The sequence below is a fragment of the Streptomyces tubbatahanensis genome (genome assembly GCF_022699385.1).
Taxonomy (GTDB): Bacteria; Actinomycetota; Actinomycetes; order Streptomycetales; family Streptomycetaceae; genus Streptomyces; species Streptomyces diacarni.
The window spans coordinates 74,765-100,405 of the sequence record NZ_CP093846.1; the positions used below are offsets into that span (position 1 = coordinate 74,765).

1 protein-coding gene is annotated in these 25,641 nt (G+C 74.5%); it reads right to left on the reverse strand.

What is annotated here, in order from left to right:
- Positions 1-24 precede the first annotated feature (24 nt).
- Entirely contained in the window at positions 25-25,614 is a 25,590-nt protein-coding gene (locus MMF93_RS00270) for a non-ribosomal peptide synthase/polyketide synthase (RefSeq protein ID WP_242748433.1), read from the reverse strand.
- Positions 25,615-25,641 lie beyond the last annotated feature (27 nt).

A 25,641-nucleotide genomic window follows, 5' to 3' on the forward strand; every position in this document is an offset into this window, starting at 1 on the left:
GCGAAAACACGCCGCCCGGACCCCTCATCCGGCGCTCGACCGGCCCCCCGCGCGGCCGGGGCCGCCAAGTTCGCCGGGCTCATCGGTCTCGTCGAGCTCGTCCAGTTCCAGGGCCAGTTCGTCGATCTCGTCCTGGCTGATGTGCGCCACGGCCACGTCGGCGGGCGACAGAGCACTCCCGTTGCCGGGAGCACCGGCATGTCTGACGAGCGCCTCAAGCGCGGCCGCCCACAGCTCGCCCAGCCCGGCGATCCGGTCGGCGGACACCGCGTGTGCGGCCCAGGTCCAGGTGGCGACGAGAACGGGGCCCCCGGCGCCGTCGCCGCTGCCGGAGGCCCTGGGGTCTCCGGGAGGCGCGTCGAGGACCACGGCGGTCAGTTCGAGGAGCTGGGCCAGCGGGGCCTCGGGATCCTGGTCGCTCCCGGCGTCGTAGTCGGCGACGGGTGCGAAGTCCTCGGTGCCCGCGCCGCCGGAACCGGTGACTCGGCCCAGGTAGTTGAAAGTCAGTTCCGGTGCGGCGAGGGCCGACAGGCGCGGGCGTGCCCGTCTGCTGAGGTGGCGCAGGAGGCCGTAGCCCAGGGTGTGCCGGGGCAGCGCGCCCAGCTGCTCCTTGACGTCGCTCACCAGCCGGGCGGCCGAAGCCGGGTCCGACCACGCACGGGCGCGGTCCGGCGCGGGCAGGTCGAGCCGCACCGGGTAGGTGCTGGTGAACCAGCCGACCGTGCGCGACAGGTCCGCCCCGCGCAGCAGTTCCTCGTCCCGGCCGTGCCCCTCGATCTCGGCCACCACAGCGGCGGCGCCGGCGGCACGCCAGTCGGCCACCGCCCAGGCCAGGGCGGCGAGAAGCAGTTCCCTGGGTTCGCAGCGGTAGGCCGCTGTGGCCTCGGTGAGCAGCCTGGCGGTCGTCCCGGCGGACAGCCGCATGGTGTGCCGCCCGGCCGTCGCGGCCAGATCGACTTCGGGATCCAGTGAGCGGTCGGCGAGGGCGAGCCGGGGCTGCCGCAGCACCCGCTCCCAGGCGGGCACGTCGTCGGCCAGCGCGGGTTCCTGGGCCAGCGCGGTCAGGCGTCCGGCCCAGGTGCGCAGCGAGGTGCCGACCGGCTGGAGCGAGGCGGTACGCCCGTCCCGCGCGGCCCGGCACGCCTCTGCCAGGTCGGGCAGCAGGATGCGCCACGACACGGCGTCCACGGCGAGGTGGTGCACCACAAGCAGCAGCAGCGCTTCCCGGTTCGGCCCCCGGTCGAAGAGGACCGCGCACAGAACGTTCCCGCGCCTCGGGTCGAGCCGGTCCCTGGCTGCCTCGCCTTCCCGCCTCAGCACGTCCCGCAGGGTGTCCTCGTCCGCCTCTGAGACGTCCACGTGGTGCAGGCGGGCCCTGGTGTCCACCGTGCCGGGCTCGCGCACCCGCAGCCCCCACGCGTCACCGCCGTCTCCACCGCAGTCGGCCAGGGTGAGCCGGAGCGCGCAGTGGTGGTCGGTCACGGCGGCGAGGCCCGCCGCCACGTGGGCGGCGGTCGTGCCGGGCGGAGTGCGCACGAGGGTGGACTGGCAGAAGCGGGCAAGGGGTATGCCGCTCTCGCGCAGCCAGGAAACGAGAGGGGTCACCGGCACCGGGCCCACCCCGCTGCCTCGGGGTTCCAATGCGCCCGCGCCCGCGTCGGTGGTGACGGTCGCGAGCAGTGCGGGTGTGGCGTGCTCGAAGACCTGGCGCGGGGACAGCACGAGACCGGCGCGGCGCGCCCGGCTGACCAGGTCGATGGCGAGGATGCTGTCGCCGCCGAGGTCGAAGAACCCGTCGTCGACGCCGACCCCGTCCACGCCGAGGACTTCCTGGAAGAGTCCGACCAGGATCTCCTCATGCGCGCCGGCGGCTGCCCTGGCCGCGGCGGCGGGTGTGAACTCCGGTGCGGGCAGCGCGGCCCGGTCCACCTTGCCGTGCGCGGTGACGGGCAGTTCCGGTAGCACAAGGACGGCGGCGGGCACGAACTGGCGCGGCAGTGTCCGCGCCACGTGGGCGCGGACCGCGGCGGGGTCGAGGTCGGCGCCGGGCCTGGCGACCACGTGGGCGACCAGGCGCGGTACAGCCTCGGTGGTGAGGCTGACGACGGCGGCGGCCACCCCGCCGGCCGTGGCGACGGCCGCCTCGACCTCGCCGGTCTCGACACGCACGCCCCGCAACTGGACCTGGTCGTCGCCGCGCCCCACGAAGTCGAGGCGCCCGTCGCGGCGACGGCGGACGATGTCGCCCGTGCGGTAGGCGCGTTCACCCGGGGGCCCGTAGGGGAAGGCGACGAAGCGTTCAGCGGTGCGGGCCGGTTCCCTTAGGTAGCCGCGGGCCAGACCGGCGCCGCAGACGTACAGCTCGCCGGGGACCCCGACGGGCACCGGCCGCAGCGCCGCGTCGAGGACGTACGCGCGTGTGTCGCGCACGGGCCGTCCGATGGGCACGCCGTCCTCGCCGGTGAGCGGGTCCGAGGCACAGACCACCACGGTGGACTCGGTCGGCCCGTAGGCGTTGACCAGCCGACGGCCGGGGGCCCAGCGGCGCACGAGGTCGGGCCCGCACGCCTCGCCGCCCACGACCAGCGTCTCCAGGGTGGCCAGGGCTTTGTCGGGGACGGACGCGAGCACGGCGGGCGGCACCAGGGCGTGGGTGACACGGTGGGCCGCGACCGTCTCGGCGAGCAGGTCGCCGGCGAGCGGACCGGGTTCCGGCACGACGAGGGCGGCACCCGCGGCGAAGGTCATGGTGAGTTCCAGTACGAGCGCGTCGAAGCCGGGCGCCGACAGTTGCAGCACCCTGCTGTCGGGCCGTACCGCGAACCGCTCGCGCTCCTCGGCCGCCAGGGAGGCCAGGCCGGTATGCGGGACGGCCACGCCCTTGGGGGCGCCGGTCGAGCCCGAGGTGTACAGCACATAGGCCAGGTTGTGGTGGCGCAGGGGGCGCAACCGGTCCGCGTCGGTGGGCGGGTGCACGGGGCGCCAGGTCAGGTCGAGTTCCGCCGGGACAGCGGCGGGCACGCTCCCGACCCGCGCGGCACCCGCCGGGTCGGTCAGGACGAGGGCGGCCGCGCAGTTGGTGAGGACGGTCGCGACACGGGCGTCGGGGTGCGCGGGGTCGAGCGGGGTCCAGGCCGCCCCGGCCTTGACGACGGCAAGCAGCGCGACGATCAGCTCGGCCGACTTGGGCATCAGCACGGCGACGACGTCCTCGGGTCCGATGCCCCGGGCGATCAACTCGTGTGCGAGGGCATTGGCCCGTGCATCGAGTGCGGCGTAGCTCAGTTCGTACCCGGCCCCGACGAGGGCGGGTGCATGGGGCGTCTGCCCCACCCGATCCTCGAAAATCTCGGGCAGGGTGGCGTTCTGGGTGCCGGACGCGGTGTCGTTCCACTCGGTCAGGAGGCGGTGGCGCTCGGCGGGCGGCAGGGGGTCCAAGCCGCTGATGACCCCTTCCGGGTCGGCGACGGCGCGGGCGAGCAACCGCACGAGGCGGGCGGCGATCTGTTCGGCCGTCTCCCGGTCGAACAGATCGGCACTGTACTGGAGCGAGCCCGCGCAGCCCCCTTCCGGAAGCTCTCCGAGTCCGAAGGAAAGGTCGAACTTCACGGCTTCGATGTCCACGGGGACGGACTCGACGGTCAGGTCCGGGACGGCGGGCAGCGGGGGCACGCTGTCCGCGTCCGCGTGCTCCACCGTCAGGGTCACCTGGAACAGCGGGTGGCGCCCGGCCGAGCGCTCGGGGGCGAGCACCTCCACCAGCCGCTCGAAGGGCAGGTCCTGGTGGGCGAAGGCCCGCAGGTCGGTCTCCCGCACCCGGGTCACCAGCTGACGGAAGGACGGGTCGCCGGAGACGTCGGTGCGCAGCACCAGCGTGTTCACGAAGAACCCGACCAGGCCCTCGACGGCCGCGTCTCCCCGGCCGGCGACGGGAGCGCCGAGCGGCACGTCGCTCCCCGCCCCGAGGCGCGACAGGAGTACGGCCAGCGCCGACTGCATCACCATGAAGACCGTCGCGCCCGCCGAGCGCGCCAGCTCCGTCATGCCCGCGTGCACGTCCGCCGGCACGGTGAACTCCACCCGGCCCCCGCGCTGCGAGGCCACCACGGGCCGCTGCCGGTCCACCGGCAGGTCCAGCTCCACCGGCAGGTCCGCCAGCTCGGCACGCCAGAAGTCTGCCTGCCGCGCCAACGCGCTGTCGACGTCCTCTTCGAAGCCCAGTGCCGCCAGCTGCCACAGGGCGTAATCCGCGTACTGTACCGGCAGTTCGGGCCATGTCGGAGCCATGCCCGCGCACCGCGACGCGAACGCCGCGCCGAAGTCCGCGGCCAGCGGACCGACCGACCAGCCGTCCCCCGCGATGTGGTGCATCACGACCAGGAGCACCCAAGCGTCGGGCGCCGTCTCGAACAGGCAGGCACGCACCGGGGGTTCCGTGGTCAGGTCGAAGGGGCGCCGTGCGGCCTCGGCGAGCCGCGCGGGCAACTGCGACTCCGGCACCGCCACGGTCTGCCAGGGCATTCCGACGCCGCTGTCCAGGACAGTCTGGTGCGGCCCTTCGGCGTCCTCGGCGAAGACGGTGCGCAGGCTCTCGTGCCGGGCCACCACGTCCCCGAGCGCGGCCCGCAGCGCGGCCCGGTCCAGCCGCCCGCGCAACCGCAGCGCCATGGGCACGTTGTACGCGGCGCCTGGCCCGTCGAGCCGGTGCAGCAGCCAGAGCCTGCGCTGCGCGGACGACAGCGGAAGGCGCTCGGGGCGGGGGGCCGCGCGCAGCACCGCCCGCTGTTCCCCGGCCGGGCGCCGCGCGGCCTCCAGGCGGGCGGCCAGAGCGGCGGGGGTGGGGTGCTCGAAGAAGTCCTTGACGGTGAGGTCGGCGGCCAGGGTGGTGCGGATGCCGTTGATCAGCCGGATCGCGGCCAGCGAGTGGCCGCCGCGTTCGAAGAACGACTCGTGCGGCCCCACCGGCGCCTGGCCGAGGAAGTCGGCGAAGAGGCCGCACAGGATCTCCTCGACCGGCGTACGCGGGGCGGCTGCCCGTACCGGCTGCCGCTGCGGCGCCACGGTGCCCGCGCTGTCCGTGCTGTCCGCCGTCGTGCCCTGTTCGCCCGCCCCGACGGGCAGGAGTTCGCCGTGTGCGCCCCACCTGCCGTACTCGCCCGTGGGCCGCAGCCACTGCCCGCGCCGGCCGAACGGTTCGGCGATCAGTCCGTCGCCCGGCCGGTCGGTCAGCTCGTGGACGGCGCCGGGCACGCCGACAGGCGTCGGACGCAGCCGCTGGTCGAGAAGGTGCGCGCCGGCCCGGCGGCCGTACTGGAGCACCTGGTCCCGCTCGGTCGTCGTGAGCAGCGGGAGGTCGGCAACCGCCGTGTCGGGGTCGGCGACGGCAGACGCGAGCAGGCGCAGCAGGCGCTGGGTGAGGGTCTGGGCAGTCTCCCTCTCGAACAGGTCGACGCTGTAGGCGAGGATGCCGGTCATCCCGGCCGGGGCACCCTCCCCACGGGTCTCCCCGAACTCGAAGTCGAGGTCGAACTTGGCGGTCCCGGTGTCCACCAGGACCGGTTCGGTGGCCAGGCCCGGCAGCTCGCTCACGGCTCCGAGCGCGGCGATGTCGTCGGCGCTGTGGCAAGTCAAAACGGTCTGCACGAGGGGGTGGCGGGAGGTGGAGCGCTCCGGGTTGAGGATCTCGACCAGGCGCTCGAAGGGCAGGTCCTGGTGCGCGTAAGCGCCCAGGTCCAGTTCCCGCACCTCGGCGACCAGTTCCCGGAAGGTCAGGTCGCCCGTCACCCGCGTCCGCAGCACCAGTGTGTTCACGAAGAACCCGGTCAGGTCCTCCAGGGCGGTGGCGCCGCGGCCCGCGACGGGGGCGCCGAGCGGCACGTCGGTGCCCGCGCCGGAGCGGGAGAGGAGCGCGGCGAGGGCCGACTGCATCACCATGAAGACCGTCGCGCCCGCGCTCTTCGCCAGCTCCACCACGCCCGTGTGCACATCGGTGGGCACGGTGAACTCGATGCGGTCGCCCCTGTAGGACGGGGACACCGGGCGCGGTCTGTCCGTGGGCAGCGGGAGTTCCGTGGGCAGCCCGGCGAGCCGCTCCGACCAGTACGCGATCTGCGCCGACAACAGGCTCTCGGGGTCCTCCTCCGAGCCCAGCAGCCGGCGCTGCCACAGCGCGTAGTCCGCGTACTGCACGGGCAGCCGCGGCCAGCTCGGTGCACCGCCCGACGTACGTGCCTCGAACGCGGCTCTCAGGTCGCGCACCAGCGGACGCACCGACCAGCCGTCGCCCGCGATGTGGTGCGAGAGCAGCAGCAGCACGTGTTCCTCCGGGCCCAGCGCGAACAGCTCCGCGCGCAGCGGGAGTTCACGTTCCAGGTCGAAGGGGCGCCGGGCGGCGGCGGTCAGTTCATGCATCAGCTCGTGCCCGGAACACCGCCGCACGGTGAAATCGGGCACGGCGTCGGCGGCGTCGAGCACGAGCTGGTACGCGCCGTCCGCGTCCTCGGCGAAGACGGTGCGCAGGCTCTCGTGCCGGGCCACCACGTCCCCGAGCGCGGCCCGCAGCGCGGCCCGGTCCAGCCGCCCGCGCAACCGCAGCGCCATGGGCACGTTGTAGGTGGCGCTCGGGCCCTCCAGCCGGTGCAGGAACCAGAGCCGCTGCTGCCCGAACGAGAGGGGAAGACGCTCCGGACGCACGTCCGTGCGCGGCACGGCGCCCGCCGCGGTCGCCACGCCTGCCGTGCTCACCGCCGCCAGGCGCTGGGCCAGCGCAGCCACGGTCGGGGCCTGGAAGACATCGCGGACCGACAGCTCGGCTCCGAGCGCGGCACGGATGCGCCCGACCAGCCGGGTGGCGGTGAGCGAGTGGCCGCCCAGGTCGAAGAAACCCTCGTCTGCGCCCACGGTGCCAAGACCGAGCACGTCGGCGAACAGACCGCACAGAATCTCCTCGTGCGGGCCGCGCGGACCACAGGTGGAGCGGCCGGAGTCGGCGCGGGGCACGGTGAGGGCGGCCCGGTCGAGCTTTCCGTTGCGGTTCAGCGGCAGGTCCTCGACGAGCACCACCGAGGAAGGGACGAGATGGGAGGGCACGCGTGCGGCGAGCGCGGTGCGCAACGCGACCGGGTCAGGTTCGGTGCCGGGCTCGGCGACGACCAGGGCGACGAGTCGTTCCCCGTCCGCCGTCACGGCACAGCGCGCGACTGACGGCTCAGCGCTCAGGCAGGTTTCCACCTCGGCGGGCTCGACGCGGAACCCCCGCACCTTCACCTGGTCGTCACCGCGGCCGAGGAACTCCAGGGCGCCGTCCATACGCCACCGTACGAGGTCGCCGGTACGGTACATGCGCGCGCCACCCGGAGCGGCGACGAACCGTTCGGCGGTGTGCGCCGCATCGCCGAGGTAGCCGCGGGCCAGGCCGGGGCCCACCAGATACAGTTCGCCCGTGACGCCGGGCGGCACGGGGCGCAGCGCGAAATCGAGGACATGGACCGTGGCTCCGGTGACGGGACGTCCGATCGGCGGGGCCGCGGCGGCCCCGGTGGCCGGCGGCACGGACGCCAGTGGCGCGGACTGGGTGGCGCAGACGGTGAACTCGGTCGGCCCATAGGCGTTGACAAGGCGGCGGCCCGGTGCCCAGCGGCGTACCACCTCGGCGGTGCAGGCGTCGCCCGCCACGGTGACCGTGACGCCCTCGGGCACGGCCCCGTCCGGCAGGGCGGCGAGCACGGCGGGGGGCAGGGTGAGGTGGGTGATGCGCTGCTGGGTGACCAGGTCGGTGAGCCCCGGCCCCGGCGACAGCCGGTCGGCGGCGGCGAAGACGGCAGTGCCGCCGGACAGCAGCCCGAGCAGTAGCTCGGACACCGAGGCGTCGAAGGTGGTGGAAGCGAACTGGAGCACCCGGCCGCCATCCGGTACGGCGAACCCCTCGATCTGCGCGGCGGCGAGCGCGGGGAGGCCCGCGTGGGTGACGACCACCGCCTTGGGGCGGCCGGTGGAGCCGGAGGTGTGCACGACGTAGGCGGGGTGGCGCGGATCCAGCGGGTGGCGAAGCTCGGTGTCCCGGACGTCGTGCTCGGGCAGCCCTGCGATTTCGCGCCGGGTGGCGACGTCGTCGAGGAGCACGGTGGGCAGCTCGTGTCCCACCGGCTCGGTCTTGGTGGTGGTGACGAGGAGCACGGGGGTGGTGTCGTCGAGGACCAGTCGGGTGCGCTCCTGGGGGTGCGCGGGATCGAGCGGCACCTGGGCTGCGCCCGTCTTGGCAACGGCGAGCAGTGTGACGGCCAGGTCAGCCGAGCGCGGAACGGCGACGGCGACGCACCGCTCGGGCCCCGCGCCGCGCGCGATCAGCGTGCGGGCCAGCCGGTTGGCGCGCTCGTTCAGCTCGGCGGCGGTGCACGACCCGGCGTCGTCGGCCACCGCCACGGCGTCGGGGGTACGGGCGGCGCGCCGCTCGAACCGCCGATGCCAGAAGTTTTCCGGCGGCGCCTGCGGCCCGTGGCTCCAGGCTTCTTCCACGAGCGCGGACTCGGTGGCCGTCAGCAGGTCGGCCTGTGCCAGGCGCCGGTCGGGAGTGTGGCAGATCTGGCTCAGAGCGTGGGTGAAGCGCTCGGCGACGGCAGCCAGTCCGCGGTCGTCGAAGAGATCGGGGGCGCAGTCGAGCCGCAGCCGCAGCACGTCGTCCGGCTGCACGGCGAGGGCGAGTGGGAAGTGGGTGGCGTCGTAGCCGTCGGTGGCCGCGACCGTCAGCCCGGGGACGACCTCGGTGGCTTCGGCGCCCGGGGGGTAGTTCTCCACCACCAGGGCCGTGTCGAAGAGTTCGCCGTGTCCGGCGATCCGCTGGATCTCGGCCAGCCCCACATGCTCGTGCGCCAGCAACCGCGCCCGCTCCGCCTGCACCCGCACCGCCAGATCCCCCAACGCCTCACCAGGATCAAGACGCACCCGCAACGGCACCGTATTGATGAACAACCCCACCATCGAACCGGCCCCGTCCAACTCCGCCGACCGACCCGAGACCGTCACCCCGAACACCACATCACCACGCCCCGCCAACACCCCCAACAACACCGCCCACGCAGCCTGCACCACCGCACCCACCGTCACCCCACGCTCCCGAGCAAACCCCACCACCCCCGCGGAGGTGGCCGCGTCCACGGCAGTCTCCAGACGGCGCGGCGACACGGCCGCGCCACGTCGGCCGGAAGTGCCGTAGGCGCCGGAGGCGAGCAGGGTGGGGCCCTCCAGCCCGGCGAGCGCGGCACGCCAGGCGTCCGCCGCAGCCTGGCCGTCCTGCTCCGCCAGCCACGCCAGATGGTCACGGAACGGCCGCACCGCCGGCAGCCCCCGCGACTCCCCCACCCGGTACAGCTCCAGCAGATCCCGGAAGAGGATCGGTTGCGACCAGCCGTCCCACAGCACGTGGTGGTTGGTGATGACGAACCGGTGGCGGTCATCGGCCAGGCGCAGCAGCAGGCAGCGCAGCAGTGGTCCCTCCGCCGGGCCGAACGGTGTGTGCCGGTCGTCTTCGGCGCGGCGCCCGGCCTCGGCCGCGGGTGTTTGGTGGCCGCGCAGGTCCACCTCGGCCCAGGGCACCTCGCTCTGCTCCGGGATGACCTGGACCGGGGTACGGACCCCGTCGAAACGGAAACGGGCCTTCAGGTTCGGGTGGCGGTCCAGGAGCGCGGTCATGGCCGCGCGGAGCCGGGCGGGGTCGAGGGGGCCGTGCAGGTCGGCGCTCGCCTGAGCGTTATAGAGGTCGGGCGCGTCCGTCTCCAGTGCGTGGTGGTACAGCAGCCCCTCCTGTAGCGGGGTGAGCGGGAGTACGGCCATCAGCGGTGGGCTGGTGGCCACGAGACGGTCCCGCTCCGCCGAAGTGAGCGGGGCCAGGGAGGTGTCGACGGGGACGTCGGGCACTGTCACGGGGGTGGGGCCCGTGGGTCGTGTGCCGTCCGGGCGCGAGCCACCACCGCCACCGGAGCCCGGGCCGCCGCCGGAGCCGGGGCCGCCGGGCTCCTCAGTGGCGTCGCCGGAACCGCCGGTGAGCGTGCGCAGCGCCTCGGTCCACAGCCGTACGAGGTCGGCGACGGACTCCTCCGAGAGCAGTTCACCGGCCCAGGACCAGGTGGCGGTGACCCGCGCCTCGGCTCCCTCGTCCACGGCCGCGGCGTCGAGCACCAGCACATGGCCGGGCGCCGTGGCCGTGTCGTCCCCGGCCTCGAGGCTCTCGGTCAGTACGGACCAGCCCGTCCCCTGCGGGGCGCCCACCCGCCCCAGGTAGTTGAACAGGATCTGCGGGGACGGGGTACGGGCGAGCACTGGCGCCGTGCGCGGATTGAGGTAACGCAGCATGCCGTAACCGATACCGCCGTCGGGGACGGCGGCGAGGCTCGTCGCCGTCTCGCGCAGGGCGGTCCGTGCGGGCTCCACCGGGTCGGCGGGCTGCGGCCCGCCGGTCCCGATGCGCAGCGGGTGGACGCTGGTGAACCAGCCGACCGTGCGGGACAGGTCGGCGCCGGTCACCAGGTGCTCGGCCCGCCCGTGCCCCTCGATGTCCACCAGCAGGCCGGTGTCGTACCGGTGGCCGCGTGCGGCACGCCAGCCGCGTACGGCGACGGCGAGCGCGGCGAGCAGCAGGTGATCGGTGCGGGCACCGGCGTCGAGCACGGCACGGCCGAGACCGTCGGGGAGGGTGAGTGTGGTGCGGCGCAGCGTGCCTGGCCCGTCCAGTTCCGGGTCCAGTGGACGGGCTCCGAGCAGCGGGTCAGGGCCCTCCACGACGCCCTTCCACAGGCTGAGTTCGGTGCGCCGGGACGCCGCCCGCTCGGTCAGCTCGGCCGCCCAGGTCCGCAGTGAAGTGGTCACTTCGGGCAGCCGGGGCCGCTGTGCGGCGGCGCGGGCGCTGATGGCCTCCGCCAGGTCGGAGAGGAGGATGCGCCAGGACACCCCGTCCACGGCGAGGTGGTGCACCGCGAGGACGAGCAGGCTCGAATCCTCTCCCGCTCCCTCTCCCTCAGTGCCGACACCGGCACCGGCTCCGGCGAGGAGGGCGCGCAGGACCACCCCGTCGGCCGGAGCGAGGCCCGCCGCAGCCCTCGCGGTCAGCGTCCGCACGTCGTGGCCGGAGCCGGGCGTGCCGGTGGCCGGGACGTGTTCGAGGCACGTGGCCGCGTCGACCGCACCGCGCGGGCGCGCCCTGAGCACCCAGCCCGCGTCGTCCGACTCCAGGACGAGGCGCAGTGCGTCGTGGTGGTCGAGCAGGTCCTGGAGCGCCTCGGTCAGGTGCCGGGGATCGAGGCCGCCGGGCACGCGTACGGCGACGGTCTGGGCATGTCCGTCGACGGCGGTGCCGGACTCGGCGAAGCGGACTATGACGGGCGTGAGCTGAATCTCGCCGACCCCGTCGTCGGCCGTGGCCGTCACCTGAGCGGCGTCGGGCTCCCGCATGGGCGCGGCGGCGGCGAGCCCGGCCGGGGTGCGGTGCTCGAACACGTCTCGCGTGGTGAGGGTGATCCCGTCCTTGCGGGCCCGGCCCGCGAGCTGCATGGACAGGATGCTGTCGCCACCGAGCTGGAAGAAGTCGTCCTCCACGCCGACCCCTTGGGTCCCGAGGACGTCGGCGAAGAGCCGTTGCAGCGTGGCCTCCAGCGGCGTCGCGGGCGCCCGCCCGGACGTGGCGGCGGGGGCCTGCTCTGGGGCGGGCAGGGAGTGCCGGTCCAGCTTGCCGCGGGCGGTCAGCGGCAGTTCGGGCAGCGTCAGGACCCTCGCAGGCACCAGGTGGCCGGGCAGCAGCGATGCCAGGTAGCCGCGCAGGTCACAGGGGTCGGCGCCGGGACGAGGGCCGACCGGCACGGCATAGGCGACCAGGCGCCGGTCACCGGGCCGGTCCTCGCGCACCACGGCCGCTGCGGCGACGACCCGCGGGTGTGTCTCCAGGGCGGCGGCCACCTCGCGGGGCTCGATCCGGAACCCGCGCAGCTTGACCTGGTCGTCGGCGCGCCCGGCGAATTCCAGTCCGCCGTCCGGCCGCCCCCGCACCAGGTCGCCCGTGCGGTAGAGACGCTCGCCGGCCGCGCCGAACGGGTCGGCGACGAAGCGCTCCGCCGTGAGGTCGGGCCTGCCGTGGTAACCGCGGGCCAGGCCCGCGCCCGCGACGTACAGTTCACCGACGACGCCGGGCGCGACCGGGCGTAGGGCGCTGTCGAGGACGTGTACCCGGGTGCGGGGCAGCGGCGCGCCCAGGTGCGGCGGGTCGCCCGCGGTGATGGTGGTGGCCGTCACGTCGACGGTGCACTCGGTGGGCCCGTACAGGTTCCAGGCCGTGGTGGGCGCCCCCGCCAACAGGTTCCAGGCACCGGGGCCGACCTCCTCGCCGCCCAGCGCGAGGAGGGCGGGGACGTGGCCGCCGCTCAGCAGACCTGCGTCCACGAGCTGGTCGAAGTAGGTGGGCGTCGTCTGGAGACAGTCCAGGCGCTGTCTCTCGACGCACTCGGCCACCAGTCGCGGGTCGAGCCGGGTCACCTCGTCCAGGATGTGCAGTTCGTGTCCGGCGACCATCCACAGCAGCGGGTTCCAGGACGCGTCGAAGGAGGCGGGGCTCAGATGGGCCACCCGCAGCGTGGTGTCGTGGCCCGCGCGGAAGAGGCGGGCGCTGTGGGCCGCGTACAGGCCGGTCAGGGCTCGGTGCGGTACGACGACGCCCTTGGGCTCCCCGGTCGAGCCGGAGGTGTGGATCAGGTACGCCGGGTGCTCGGGAAGCACGCCGCGCTCTCCGGGGTCCTCGTCGCGGTGGCGGGCGAGCGCCTCCGTCGTGCTGGGGGCGTCGAGCGCGATCAGCTCCGCCTTGACGTCGGTGCACGCGGCCGTGCTCGCTTCAAGGGTGACGACGGCCACGGGGTCGGTGGACGTGAGCAGCCGGGCGACGCGCTCGGTGGGCTGCCCGGGGTCGATCGGCACGTAGGCGGCGCCCGACTTGAGGACGGCGAGGGTCGCGACGATCCACTCGCTGGTGCGCGGCAGCAGCACAGCCACGCGCGCCTCGGGTCCGGCGCCCGCCTCGATCAGCGCGTGTGCCAGGCGGTTGGCCCGCGCGTCGAGTCCGGCGAAGGTCAGCGCGGCGTCCTGGGCCACGACGGCGACGGCGTCGGGCTTGCGTGCGGCGGTGGCACGGAAGTGGTCCGCCACCGTTCCCGTCTCCGCCTCTGCCGCCGCTACGTTCCACTTCTCCACGGTCTGTCGCCTCTCCTTCGGCCCGGAGATCTCGGCCTCCGCCACAGGGGTACGGGGCTCGGCGGCCGTCAGCCGCACCAGCCTCGCCAGGCGCCGGGCGACCGCTCGTGCGGTGCCCTCGTCGAAGGCGCCTTCGGGGTAACGCAGTTGAAAGCGCAGCAGCTCTCCCGGGGTGATGGTCACGGTGACGGGGTAGTGCCCGGCGTTGCTGATGTCCGCCGTGCCGAGCCGCAGACCTGCCGCGCCGGCGATCTCGCCGAGTGCGCCGGCATCCACGGGGTAGTTCTCAAAGACCGTGGTGGTATCGAAGAGTTCGCCGTGTCCGGCGATCCGCTGGATCTCGGCCAGCCCCACATGCTCGTGCGCCAGCAACCGCGCCCGCTCCGCCTGCACCCGCACCGCCAGATCCCCCAACGCCTCACCAGGATCAAGACGCACCCGCAACGGCACCGTGTTGATGAACAACCCCACCATCGAACCGGCCCCGTCCAACTCCGCCGACCGACCCGAGACCGTCACCCCGAACACCACATCACCACGCCCCGCCAACACCCCCAACAACACCGCCCACGCAGCCTGCACCACCGCACCCACCGTCACCCCACGCTCCCGAGCAAACCCCACCACCCCCGCGGAGTCCTCCGCGGACAGCTCGGCGATGGTGTGTGCAGAGTTTGTCGAGGTCCAGCCGGGGACCAGCCGGGTGGGGCCGTCCAGCCCGGCGAGCGCGGCACGCCAGGCGTCCGCCGCAGCCTGGCCGTCCTGCTCCGCCAGCCACGCCAGATGGTCACGGAACGGCCGCACCGCCGGCAGCCCCCGCGACTCCCCCACCCGGTACAGCTCCAGCAGATCCCGGAAGAGCACCGGCAGCGACCAGCCGTCGAGCAGGATGTGGTGGAGCGTGATGAGCAGGCGATGCCGGTCCGGCGCGGTGCGCAGCAGCGCGAACCGCAGCAGCGGCGGCCTGGTCAGGTCGAAGCCGCTTTCGCGCTCGGCTCGGGAGGTGTCGTCGAGCACGGTGGGGATCTGCGCCGGGGGCAGGCCGGTCAGGTCGGCGTACCGCCAGGGCACGGGGGGCGGCTCGGGGACGATCTGCACGGGCCGGTCCAGGCCCTCGTGCCGGAAGGCCGCACGCAGATTGGCGTGCCGGAGCAGCAGCGCGTCGGCGGCCTTCCGCAGCCGTCCGGCGTCGATCGCGCCGTCGAGGTCCACCGCGCACTGCACGACGTAGTCGTCGTCCGCTCCGCCGTCGGCGGTCTGGTGGACGTGGTGGAAGAGCAGCCCCTGCTGGAGAGGCGACAGCGGCAGCACGTCCTCGATACGCGGGTGCAGCTTCTCGAGGACCGCGAGGTCCGCCGTCGTGAGGCCGGGTGCGGTGACGTCGGGGGGCGTCAGGGCCGGTTTCATGGCGGCCAGTTCGCGCAGGGCGTCGAACCACGTTTCCGCCAGCTCGCGGGCCCGTCCCCCCGCAACGAGCTCGCCCGCCCAGGTCCAGGTGGCGACGAGGCGCGGCCCGGATCCACTGTCCGGCGCGTCCAGGATCAGCGCGTCGAGGCCGACGGCGTGCGTGAGGGGCGTGGCCGGATCCTGCTCGTCGAGGACGGCGCCGTCGTCGGCCATCGCCCACGGCTCGTCCCCGGCGGCCTGGACGCGGCCGAGGTAGTTGAAGCCGAAGTCGGGGTGCGGTGCCTCGGCGAGCCGGGTTCGGGTGGCCGGGTTGAGGTGGCGGAGCAGGCCGTATCCGATGCCGTGGCCCGGCACGGCGCGCAGCCTTTCCTTGACGCCGGTCAGGGCGGCGGCCGGCTCGGTGCCCGACCGGAGCAGCAGGGGGTGCAGGGAGGTGAACCAGCCGACGGTGCGCGTCAGGTCGGCGCCCGGCACGGTGTCCTCGGCGCGACCGTGTCCCTCCACCTCGACGAGTACGTCGGGCCGCTCCCCGTCCCAGCGGGAAACGGCCAGGGACAGCCCGGCGAGCAGCAGTTCGCGGGCGTCGCAGCGCAGTGCGGCGGTGGCGTCGAGGATGGCCGCCGTGGTGTCCGGCGGCAGGGCCAAGGTGGCCCGGCCCGCCGTCGCGGCCACGTCCCTGCGCGGATCGAGGGGCCGTCCGCCCACGGCTCCGGACCGGCTCGACTGCCGCTCCAGCCAGGCCTCCAGCTCCGCTTCGAGGGCCGGGTCGCCCGCCCGCGCGTGCAGGGCACCCGCCCAGGTGCGCAGCGGTGTGGGGACGGGCTGGAGCCGGGCCGGACGGCCGTCGCTCCGGGCCCGCCATGCTTCGGCGAGGTCGGAGAGCAGGATGCGCCAGGACACTCCGTCGACGGCCGTGTGGTGCGCGACGAGGAGCAGCCGCCCCGGTGTGTCATCACCTCGGTCGAGCCAGACGACGTCGAGCACCTCGCCCCGTTCGGGGGCGAGCCGGGCGCGCGCCGCGGCGGCCTCGGCGCGCAGCAGCTCGGGCAGGTCGGCTCCGTGGGCGGCGACTCGCCGCACATGACCGCCGACCTCGACCGCGCCCGGCGGCAGCACCTGCTGCCGCCACTCGGCCGCGACGGTCAGCGCCAGCCGCAGCGCGTCGTGCTGGTCCGTCAGGACGCGTACGGCGTCGACCAGTTCGTCGAGGCCGAGGCGGGCGGGGACGGTCACCGCCACCGACTGGTGGAAAGAGCCCACCGGGCCGCCCAGTTCGCGCAGCCGGTGCACGACAGGGGTCAGCGGCACCTCGCCGACGCCCGACTCCCCCGCGGCCGCGGCCATGGCCGGGACGCAGGCGGAGAGCGCCGCCGGGGTGGGGTGCTCGAACAGCTCCCTGGTGCCGATGGCGAAGCCTGCCGCGCGTGCCTCGTTGACGAGCTGGATGGAGAGGATGCTGTCTCCGCCGAGGTCGAAGAACCCGTCGTCGGGGCCGACCGACGGGACGGACAGGACGCGGGCGAACAGCTCGCACAGGCTCCGCTCGCGGGCGTCGCGCGGAGCACGCCCGCGTCCGGTGCCGGTCTCGGGCCGGGGCAGTGCGCGCCGGTCGACCTTGTCGTTGACGGTCAGCGGCAGTGCGTCGAGCAGCACGTAGGCGGCGGGCAGCAGATAGGGGGGCAGGCGCTGGGCGAGCCACTCGCGCAGCTTGGCGGGGTCGGGCCGCTGTCCCGGTACGGGCACCGCGTACGCCGTCAGGCGCCGGTCGCCCGGAGTGTCCTCGCGGACCACGGCCACGCTCTGGGCCACGGCGGGGTGTGCGGCGAGCGCCGCCTCCACCTCGCCCGGCTCGACCCGGAAACCGCGCAGCTTCACCTGGTCGTCGGCGCGGCCGAGGAACTCGACGGACCCGAAGCGGTTCCAGCGCGCCCGGTCGCCGGTGCGGTACATCCGCTCGCCCGGACCGCCATACGGGCAGGCCACGAAACGCTCGGCGGTGAGCGGGGCGCGCCGATGGTAGCCGCGGGCGAGGCCGCCCGCGATGTACAGCTCGCCGGAGACACCGGCGGGCACGGGCAGGAGCTGTTCGTCCAGGATGTACAGGTTCTTGCCGTCGAAGGGCATGCCGATGGGGACGGAAGCCGCGCCCTGTTCGGGCACGCAGTCCCAGATCGCTGCTCCGACAGTGGCTTCCGTGGGGCCGTAGCCGTTGAGCACCCGGCGGCCGGGGAGCCAGCGGCGCACCAGGCCGGGCGGGCACACGTCGCCGTTGAGGGTGAGGACCACGCCCGTGGGCAGGCTGTCGTCGGGCAGGTTGGCGACGACGGCGGGCTGCACCGCGAGGTGGGTGACACCTGCCTGGCGTACGAAGTCGGCGAGATCCTGGCCGAGCGGGGTGTCCTGGGGTGCGAGGACGAGGGTCGCGCCGGAGAGCAACGCGCAGAAGGAGTCCCACAGCGAGGTGTCGAAGCTCGTGGAGACCAGTTGCAGCACGCGGCGGCCCGGACCGAGTCCGAGCAGGCCGGTCTGGAGCGAGGAGAGCGCGGCGATCCCGGTGTGCGGGGTGACGACGCCCTTGGGCCGGCCCGTGGAGCCGGAGGTGTAGATGACATAGGCCGCGTGCCGGTGGTCCAGCGGTGCCGTGCGCTCGGTGTCGTCGAGGTGCCGCGCGGGGTGCCGGCGCACCGCCTCGGCGACCTCGGTGTCATCGAGCGGCAGACAGCTCGCGCCCGCGGCGCACAGCCCCGCCGAGAGGGCTCGGGTGGTCAGGACGGTGCGGGGCGCGGCGTCGTCCAGCATGAGGCGGACGCGCTCCGTCGGATAGCCGGGGTCGATGGGCAGGAAGGCGGCGCCCGCCTTGGCCACGGCGAGCCACGCCTCCACCCATCGCGCGCAGCGGGGCAGGGCGACGCCGACGAACGTGTCGGGACCGGCACCGAGCTGGACGAGGTGGCGGGCGAGCCGGTCGGCCCGCTTGTCCAGTTCGCGGTAGGTGAGGGCGGTACCCGCCCTGCCCTCCCGCACGGCGACGGCGTCCGGTGTCCTGGCGGCCTGGGCCTCGAACAGCTTTGGCAGGGTGCGGGGCGCGGGCCCGTGGGCGCCCCTGCCCCACCGGGTCAGGATCGTCTCGCGTTCCCGTGTGCCGAGGATGTCGAGGGCGCCGACAGGTGTGTCGGGGTCGGTGACGGCTGCGGTGAGCAGGCGCACCAGCCGCTCGGCGAGGGCGCGCGCGGTCTCCTCGTCGAACAGGTCGGTCCGGAACTCCAGCTCGCCGAGGAGTCGGTCGCCGGGGCCGCCGCTCTCGGTGAACGTGACACCGAGGTCGAACTTGACCAGTTCGGAGGGTAGTTCACTGAGGACCACATCGAGTCCGGGGAAGCGGGCGCCGGGCGCTTCGACGGCGGTCTGCGCGGGCGCGTCGTCGTAGGTGAACATCGTCTGGAACAGCGGGTGGCGGGAGAGCGACCTGACCGGGGCAAGCGCCTCGACGAGCTGTTCGAAGGGAACGTCCTGGTGCGCGAGGGCCCGCAGGCTCGTCTCCCGCCCGGCGGTGAGCAGTTCGCGGAAGGTGGGGTCGCCCGACAGGTCGCAGCGCAGCACCACCGTGTTGACGAACGCGCCGACAGCGTCGTGGAAGGCCGCGTCGGCACGGCCCGCCACGGGGCAGCCCACGGGTATGTCGGGGCCGCCGCCGAGCCGGGACAAAAGCACGGCCAGCGCGGCGTGCAGGGCCACGAACGGTGTGGTGCGGGCGTCGCCGACGAGGCCGAGCAGGGCCTGGTGAGTCGTGTCGGGCACCTGGAAGGTGATGCGTCCGCCCCGGTCGGAGACCTCGGCGGTGCGCGGCCGGTCCAGTGGCAGTGCGATCTCCTCGGGCAGCTCGGCCAGCGCCTTGCGCCAGTAGGCGAGTTGGCGCGCATGCAGGCTGTCCGGGTCGTCGGGGTCGCCGAGCTGGGCCGCCTGGCGCAGGGTGTGGTCGGCGTACTGGGCGGCGGGCGCCGCCCAGGCGGGCACGGTTCCCTCGCGGCGTGCGGCGTAGGCCCGAGCCAGGTCGGAGAGGAGCGGGGTGACAGACCAGCCGTCACCCGCGATGTGGTGGGCGACGAGCAGCAGTACGTGCTCCCGCGCGCCGGTACGGAACAGGTGTGCACGGAAGGGGAGGTCTCGGCGAAGGTCGAAGGGGCGCTGCGCCGTCCGGCGCAGCACCTCGTCCAGTGCGTCGGCGGCGGTCTCGGCCGCCTGAAGCGGGTACGGCGTCATGTCCGGTGGTCGCACTATCTGGTGCGGTCCGTCCGCGTCCTGGCCGAAGAGTGTACGCAGGATCTCGTGCCGGGTGATGACGTCGGTGAGGGCCGCGCCCATCGCCCGTGTGTCCAGGGCGCCCGTGAGGCGCAGGGCTATGGGCATGTTGTAGGTGGTGCGGGCGGGATCGAGCCGGTGCAGGAACCACAGCCGTCGCTGGGCGGGCGACATCGGGACGCGTCCGCGGGAAGCGTCGGGACCGGGCGTGTGCGTGACCGCCGGTTCATCGAGGGCCGCCGTGGCCGCCGGTTCGGCCGAAGCGAGCGTCGCCGCCAGTCCGGCGGGGGTGGGCGCGTCGAAGACCTGCCGCACCGTGACGCGCGTGCCGAGCACTGCCCGGATCCTGCCGGCCAGACGGGTCGCCATCAGGGAATGGCCGCCCAGGTCGAAGAAGCTGTCGTCGGGGCCGGCCTCGGCCATTCCGAAGACCTCGGCGAACAGCGCGCACAGCTTCGCCTCAAGACGCCCGCGCGGGGACCGTCCGGCCGGGCGGGGGGCCGCCGCGACAGCGGGCAGCGCCGACAGGTCGAGCTTGCCGTTGGCGGACAGCGGCAGCGCGGGCACGATCTGGAAGAGCTGGGGCACCGCGTGCCGGGGCAGCTCACGCTGAGCGTGCTCCCGCAGCTCCGCCACCGTCACCTCGGCGCCCTCGCGCTCCACCACGTACGCGGTGAGCTGCTCGTCGCGGAGCGCCAGGCCGGCCCGTGCGACGGCGGGGTGGCCGCCCAGTGCGGCCTCGACCTCGCCGGGTTCGACCCGGAAGCCGCGCACGTTGATCTGGTTGTCGGCCCTGCCGAGGTACTCGACCTGCCCGTCGGGGCGACGGCGCGCCAGGTCGCCGGTGCGGTAGGCCCGTGTCCCCGGCGCACCGTGCGGACACGCCACGAAGCGTTCGGCGGTCAGATCGGGGCGTCCGAGGTAGCCCCTGGCCAGGCCGGGACCCGCCAGGTACAGCTCGCCGGGCACACCGGGAGGCACCGGGCGCAGGGCGCCGTCCAGGATGAGGGCGCTCGTTCCGCGCACCGGTCTGCCGATCACCGGACACGGCGCCTCGGCCAGATCCGCCGCCAGGGCGTCGACGGTGAACTCGGTGGGCCCGTAGAGGTTGTGGGCGGCCACCCCCGGCGCCGACCGCAGCCGGGCCCACAGCCGCTCGCCCGCCGCCTCGCCGCCGAGCAGGACGACGGAGGGCCGCTCCGGGCCGTCCAGCAGCCCCTCTTCCAGGAGGATCTCGGCGTAGGACGGCGTCACGTCGAGGACTTCGGCGCGGGCCGCCCGCACATACTCGACGGCGGCGGTGGCATCGCGGCGGGTGGCGTCGCCGAGCAGGTGCAGTTCGTGGCCGCCCAGCATCCAGATGAGGGCTTCCCAGGAGGTGTCGAAGGACAGCGCAGCGGTGAGCACGAACCGCAGGGCGCGGTCACCAGCCCGGCGGCTCTCCGGGCGGACCAGCGCGTCATGGTGGTGCGTGACGAGGTTGACCACGCCGCGCTGCTCGATGACCACGCCCTTGGGGCGGCCGGTCGAGCCCGAGGTGTACATCACGTACGCGGCGTCGGACGGGGTGAGCGGACGGGTGCGCTCCGCGTCGGTCGGCGCGGTCGCCGGATGCCGGGCCACGGCGGCCCGGGTGGCGGGGTCGTCCAGGTCCAGGCGCAGCGCGTCCCCGACCTCGTGGCGCTCGCCCGCCGTGACGACCACGAGGGGACCGGCGTCCTGGAGGAGCTGGGCGATGCGCGCGGAGGGCAACTCGTCCTCGACGGGCAGATAGGCGGCGCCGGACTTGAGGACGGCGAGCAGGGCGACGACGAGATCGGCGCGGCGCGGCAGCAGCAGCGCGACCACGGTGCCGGGCCCCGCGCCCAGGCCGGTCAGATGGCGGGCGAGCCGGTTCACGCGGGCGTCGAGTGCCGCGAACGTCAGCGGCTCCTCCCATTCGCACACCAGCGCCGTGCGGTCCGGTCTCAGGGTGAGCATGCGGTCGATCAGCTCGGGTACGGTCCTGGCCAACAGCGCACTGTGGACCCCGCTGTCCTCGCCGCCCTCGGCGGTCCCCTGGGCCGGGCCCGCGGCGGTCAGGGCATGCGCCCGTTCCTGCGGCGAGAGAAGAGCGAGCCTGCCGAGCGGCAGCTCGGGCGTGCGGGCCACCGCTTCGAGGACCCGTGCCACCCGTTCGGCGACGGCCGTCGCGCTGTCCGCCGGGCCGCCCGCTCCGCGCCGTTCCACCTGGAGGACCAGCTCGTCGCCCGGCGTCACCGTCAAGGCCATCGGGTAGTGGGTGGTGTCGTGGAATCCGGTGCCGGTGATCCGCAGCCCTGCGGCGTCGGCGGCGGCGGCCAGCTCGGCCCGCCCCGGCGGCTGGTTCTGCACGGACAGCAGGGTGTCGAAGAGCTGCTCGACGCCTGCGGCACGCTGCACCTCCGCGAGCCCGAGGTGCTGGTGCTCCTGGAGCGCGGCCTGCTCACCCTGGAGGCGGACCAGCAGAGCGAGCAGCGGTTCGTCCGGCCGCCACGTGACCCGCACGGGCACGGTGTTGACGAACATGCCCACCATCTCGGCGTACCCGTCCAGCTCCGCGGGCCGCCCGGCGACCGTGTTGCCGAAAACCACGTCGGTGCGCCCGGTCAACTGGCCGAGCACCTGGGCCCAGGCGCCCTGGAGGACCGTCGCGGTGGTCAGCCCGGCGGCCCTGGCCCGCTGGTCGATCCGCGTGGTCACCTGACGGTCCAGGCTGACGCGGGCCACTTCGGAGGGCCCGTCGGCGCCGGCGCCGGCACCCGCGCCGCCTGTCGCATGAGGCGCCACCAGCGTGGGCTCAACGGGTCCCGCGAGGGCCGCGCGCCAGGCCCCGGCCGCGGCCTTCCGGTCCCGGGCGGCCAGCAGCCGAAGGTGCTCGCTGAACGGCACCTGCGGGACGAGGCGGTATGTGTCACCGTCGGCGGCGGCGCCGTCACCCTCACCGTCGGCCGCGTACAGATGGAGGAGCTGACGCAGCAGCACCGGGAGCGACCAGCCGTCGAGCAGCAGGTGGTGGTAGGTGAGCACCAGCCGCCGCCGGCCTTCGCCCAAGTCGATCAGGTGCACCCGGAGCAGCGGCGCCCTGGACAGGTCGAAGCGGGTCAGGCGGTCGGTCTCCGCGCTGAGGCGGGCGGCCTCCTCCCGGTCGGCGCGCGGCAGCCCGGACACATCGGTGTGCTCCCAGGGGACCGGCACCCGCGCGCGGCAGAACGCCACCGGGGTGCTCAGCCCCTCGTGCAGGAACGCGGATCGCAGCGCGACGTGCCGGTCGAGCAGACGCGCGACTGCGGTGCGCAGACGTACCGCGTCGATGTCGCCCGTCAGATCCAGGTCGCACTGCACCACATAACGGTCGGGCGCGTCGGGGCTGTCGAGGAGGCCGAGGAAGAGCAGCCCTTCCTGGAGCGGGGTGAGGGGCAGGAGCGTGCCCGGACCCTGTTCGGCCTCGACGGCGGCGCGTTCGCGCGGTAGCAGCGGTGCGGGCACCTGTGCGGCGTCGGCCGGTTCCGGTTCGGTGGCCGTGCTCAGGGCGGCCAGCGCGGCTGGGGTTCGGTGTTCCAGCACGTCGCGCGCGGCCAGGACAAGCCCGGCCCGGCGGGCGCGTCCGACCAGCGCCAACGCCTTGACGCTGTCGCCGCCCAGGTCGGTGAACCCGTCGTCGGCGCGGACCCCGCCGACACCGAGCAGCTCCTCGAAGAGCGCGCACAGCAGCGTCTCGCGCGGGCCACGCGGGGCGCGCCCCGTGCCCGCGGTGGCGTCAGGAGCGGGCAGGGCACGGCGGTCCACCTTGCCGTTGGGCGTCAGGGGGAGGGACGGCAGGACCACGACGACGGCGGGCACCGCGAACTCGGGCAGCAGCGCGGCCACATGCCGCCGCACCTGCACGGCGATGTCGCCATCCGACGCACCGGCGCCGGAGGCCGAGGCCCCGGCCGCGCGGGTGACATACCCGATCAGCCTGCGGTCGGCGGGCCGGTCCCCGGCGGCGGCCACCGCCGCCGCGTCCACGCCCGGCGCGCTCAGCAGCGCCGCCTCGACCTCGGCGGGCTCGACGCGGTTGCCGCGCACCTTGATCTGCGCGTCGGCGCGGCCGACGAACTCCAGGCCGCCGTCCGCGCGCATCCGCACCCGGTCGCCGGTGCGGTACATGCGCTCGCCCGGACCGCCGTACGGGCAGGCCACGAAACGCTCAGCGGTGAGCGAGGCGCGCCGGTGGTATCCGCGGGCCAGCCCGGCACCGCTCAGGTACAGCTCACCCGTGGCTCCGGCGGGCACCGGCCGCAACTGGTCGTCGAGGACGTGCGCTGCCGTGTTCCAGACCGGGGTGCCGAGGGCGACGTCGGGCCCGGTGCACTCGGCGAACAGGCTGTCGCCGCTGGCCTCGGAGGAACCGTAGAGGTTCAGCAGCCTGGCCCCTGGCAGAGCCCGCGTGAAGCGCTCGACGTCCTGCGGCGACAAGGCCTCTCCGCTGCTGATCCACAGCCCGCACGGGCGCATCCGGTCGGCGCCCTCGCCGTCGAGGAGCGCGCCGAGCAGGCCGGGAACCACGGTGACGCGCCCGACGCTGTGCCGCTCTACCAGGTCAGCGATGCCTGCGGCCGCGCTGACCGCCCCGTCCGGCGCGAGTACCAGCGGCGCTCCGTGCAGCAGCGCGCCGAACAGCTCCGTGGTGCCGTCGATGAAGTTCAGGCTCGTCTTGCCGAGCACGGTCTCACCCTCCCGGAGCGGAAAGGTCTCGCCGAACCAGCGCACCCGGTTGAGCGCACCCCCGTGCACGCCGACGACGCCCTTGGGCCGCCCGGTGGAGCCGGAGGTGTGGATGACGTAGGCGGCCGATTCCGCGGTTACGGCCGGTCTTTCGTCGCCGGTCAGGTCGTGTGCGGCGGTCGCGGCCAGAGCTTGGCGCATCTGGGGCACGTCGAGGGCGACGACCCGTGCGACGGTGTCCGGCAGCGCGGCGGCGAGCGCGGCCGTGGTGAGCACCGAAACGGGGGCCGCGTCGTCCAGGACGTGAGCGGTGCGGGCGGCCGGGTAGCCGGGGTCGAGCGGCACGTAGGCCGCCCCCGCCTTGAGCACGCCGAGTACCACTGTCACTTGCTCCAGTGAGCGCGGCAGATGAATGCCGACGAGCGACTCGGGGCCCACACCCCGGGCGCGCAGCCAACGGGCGAGGCGGTTGGCTGCGGCGTTGAGTTCACCGGCCGTGCGCACGGTGGTGTCCTCGATGACGGCGGGCGCGTCGGGGGCGTGCCGGACGCGTTCCTCGAAAGCCGCGGCGAGGTCCTCCCCCATGGCGGAGAGCGGTACCGCGGTGCCCCGCGACGGCGGCACCGGTGCGGTCGTGGCGCGCGGCCCGACAAAACCCACGCGGCGGTCCGGGTCCGCTGCGGCCCGCCGCAGATAGTCGGCGAGGTCGTCCCGGAGTCCGGCGACGTCGGCCGCGGAGTGTTCGGCGGCGTGTGCGTGCAGGTCGAGTGCAAGGCCTCCGCCACCGTCCGGGGCGCCGTGGACGTTGACGGTGAGCCCGTGCACGGGCCCGGTGGAGAGCTGGTCGGTGACGGCCGTGAGACTCCCGAAGCGCACCCTACGGTCGAAGGCGATCACATTGAGCATCAGGCCGCCGAAGCCTCCCCCCGGCCAGCCGAGTTCGCGCCGGAGGTCCTCGCCCCTGTAGCGCTGGTGGCGTAGCACGGGGCCGAGCGCCCCGCGCACCCTGTCCACCACATCGGCGAGGGTGTCCCAGCGGCCGACGGCGAGGCGCATCGGAAGTTCGTTGGCCAGCATGCCAGGTGTGGTGAGCGCGGTCCGGCCGAGGCGGGTGGTCAGCGGCAAGCCGAAGAGCAGATCGTCCTGGTCGCCGGTGGCCCTGCGGTGCGCGGCGATGAGCGCGACCGCCAGTACGGTCCAGGGCACACCCGCCGCACGGGCCGCCTCGGCCAGCGGCCGGGTCCACTCGTCGGTGAGACGGCCGCGGCTGCACACCCGGGGGCCGGCGTCCCCGTACCCGCGCGGCGGGGGCACGGTGGCGCCGGACAGCTCGCGCAGCCAGTGGTCGCGGTCGCGGTCGCGCGCGGCGGACTCCGTGTAGCCGAGATCCTGCTCGACCAGTTCCGCGAGGCCGCCGCTCACCGCTGCCGGGACAGGCCGCCCGGCGGCGAGTGCGGTGTAGACCTCGGCGATGCGAGCGGTGTGCAGGCTCTGGCCGTAGCCGTCGAGGACCGCGTGGTGGTACGTGAGGACGAGCCGGTGTTGGCCGGGGCCGAGGCGCAGCAGCGTGTGCCCGACGAGCGGGTCGTCGCCGAGCAGGGCCGGCGCGGCGTCGAGACGCGCTGCGGCCCAGGTGTCGGCCGCCGAGGCCGGGTCCTCGTCCCCGCCGAGGTCGACGGTGCCCAGCCCGGACTCGGCATCCGCTTCGGCGGGCGCCAGGACGTGCTGGAACAGCCGCTCGCCGGTTTCGGTGAAGCGCACCCGCAGCGCATCGGCGTCCGCAACCGCTCGCGCCACGGCACGGCGGAGCAGCGCGGGGTCAAGGTCTCCGGCGAGTTCGAGCACGGCCCCGCAGTGGAACGCGCCGGGGGCTCCCTCAAGTTGCTCGGCGATGTGGACACCGCGCTGCGCGGCCGTCGCGGGCAGCGGGGCAAGGCCCGTCCAGCGGTTCTTCACAGGACATGCTCCAGTCTGCGTAAGCGA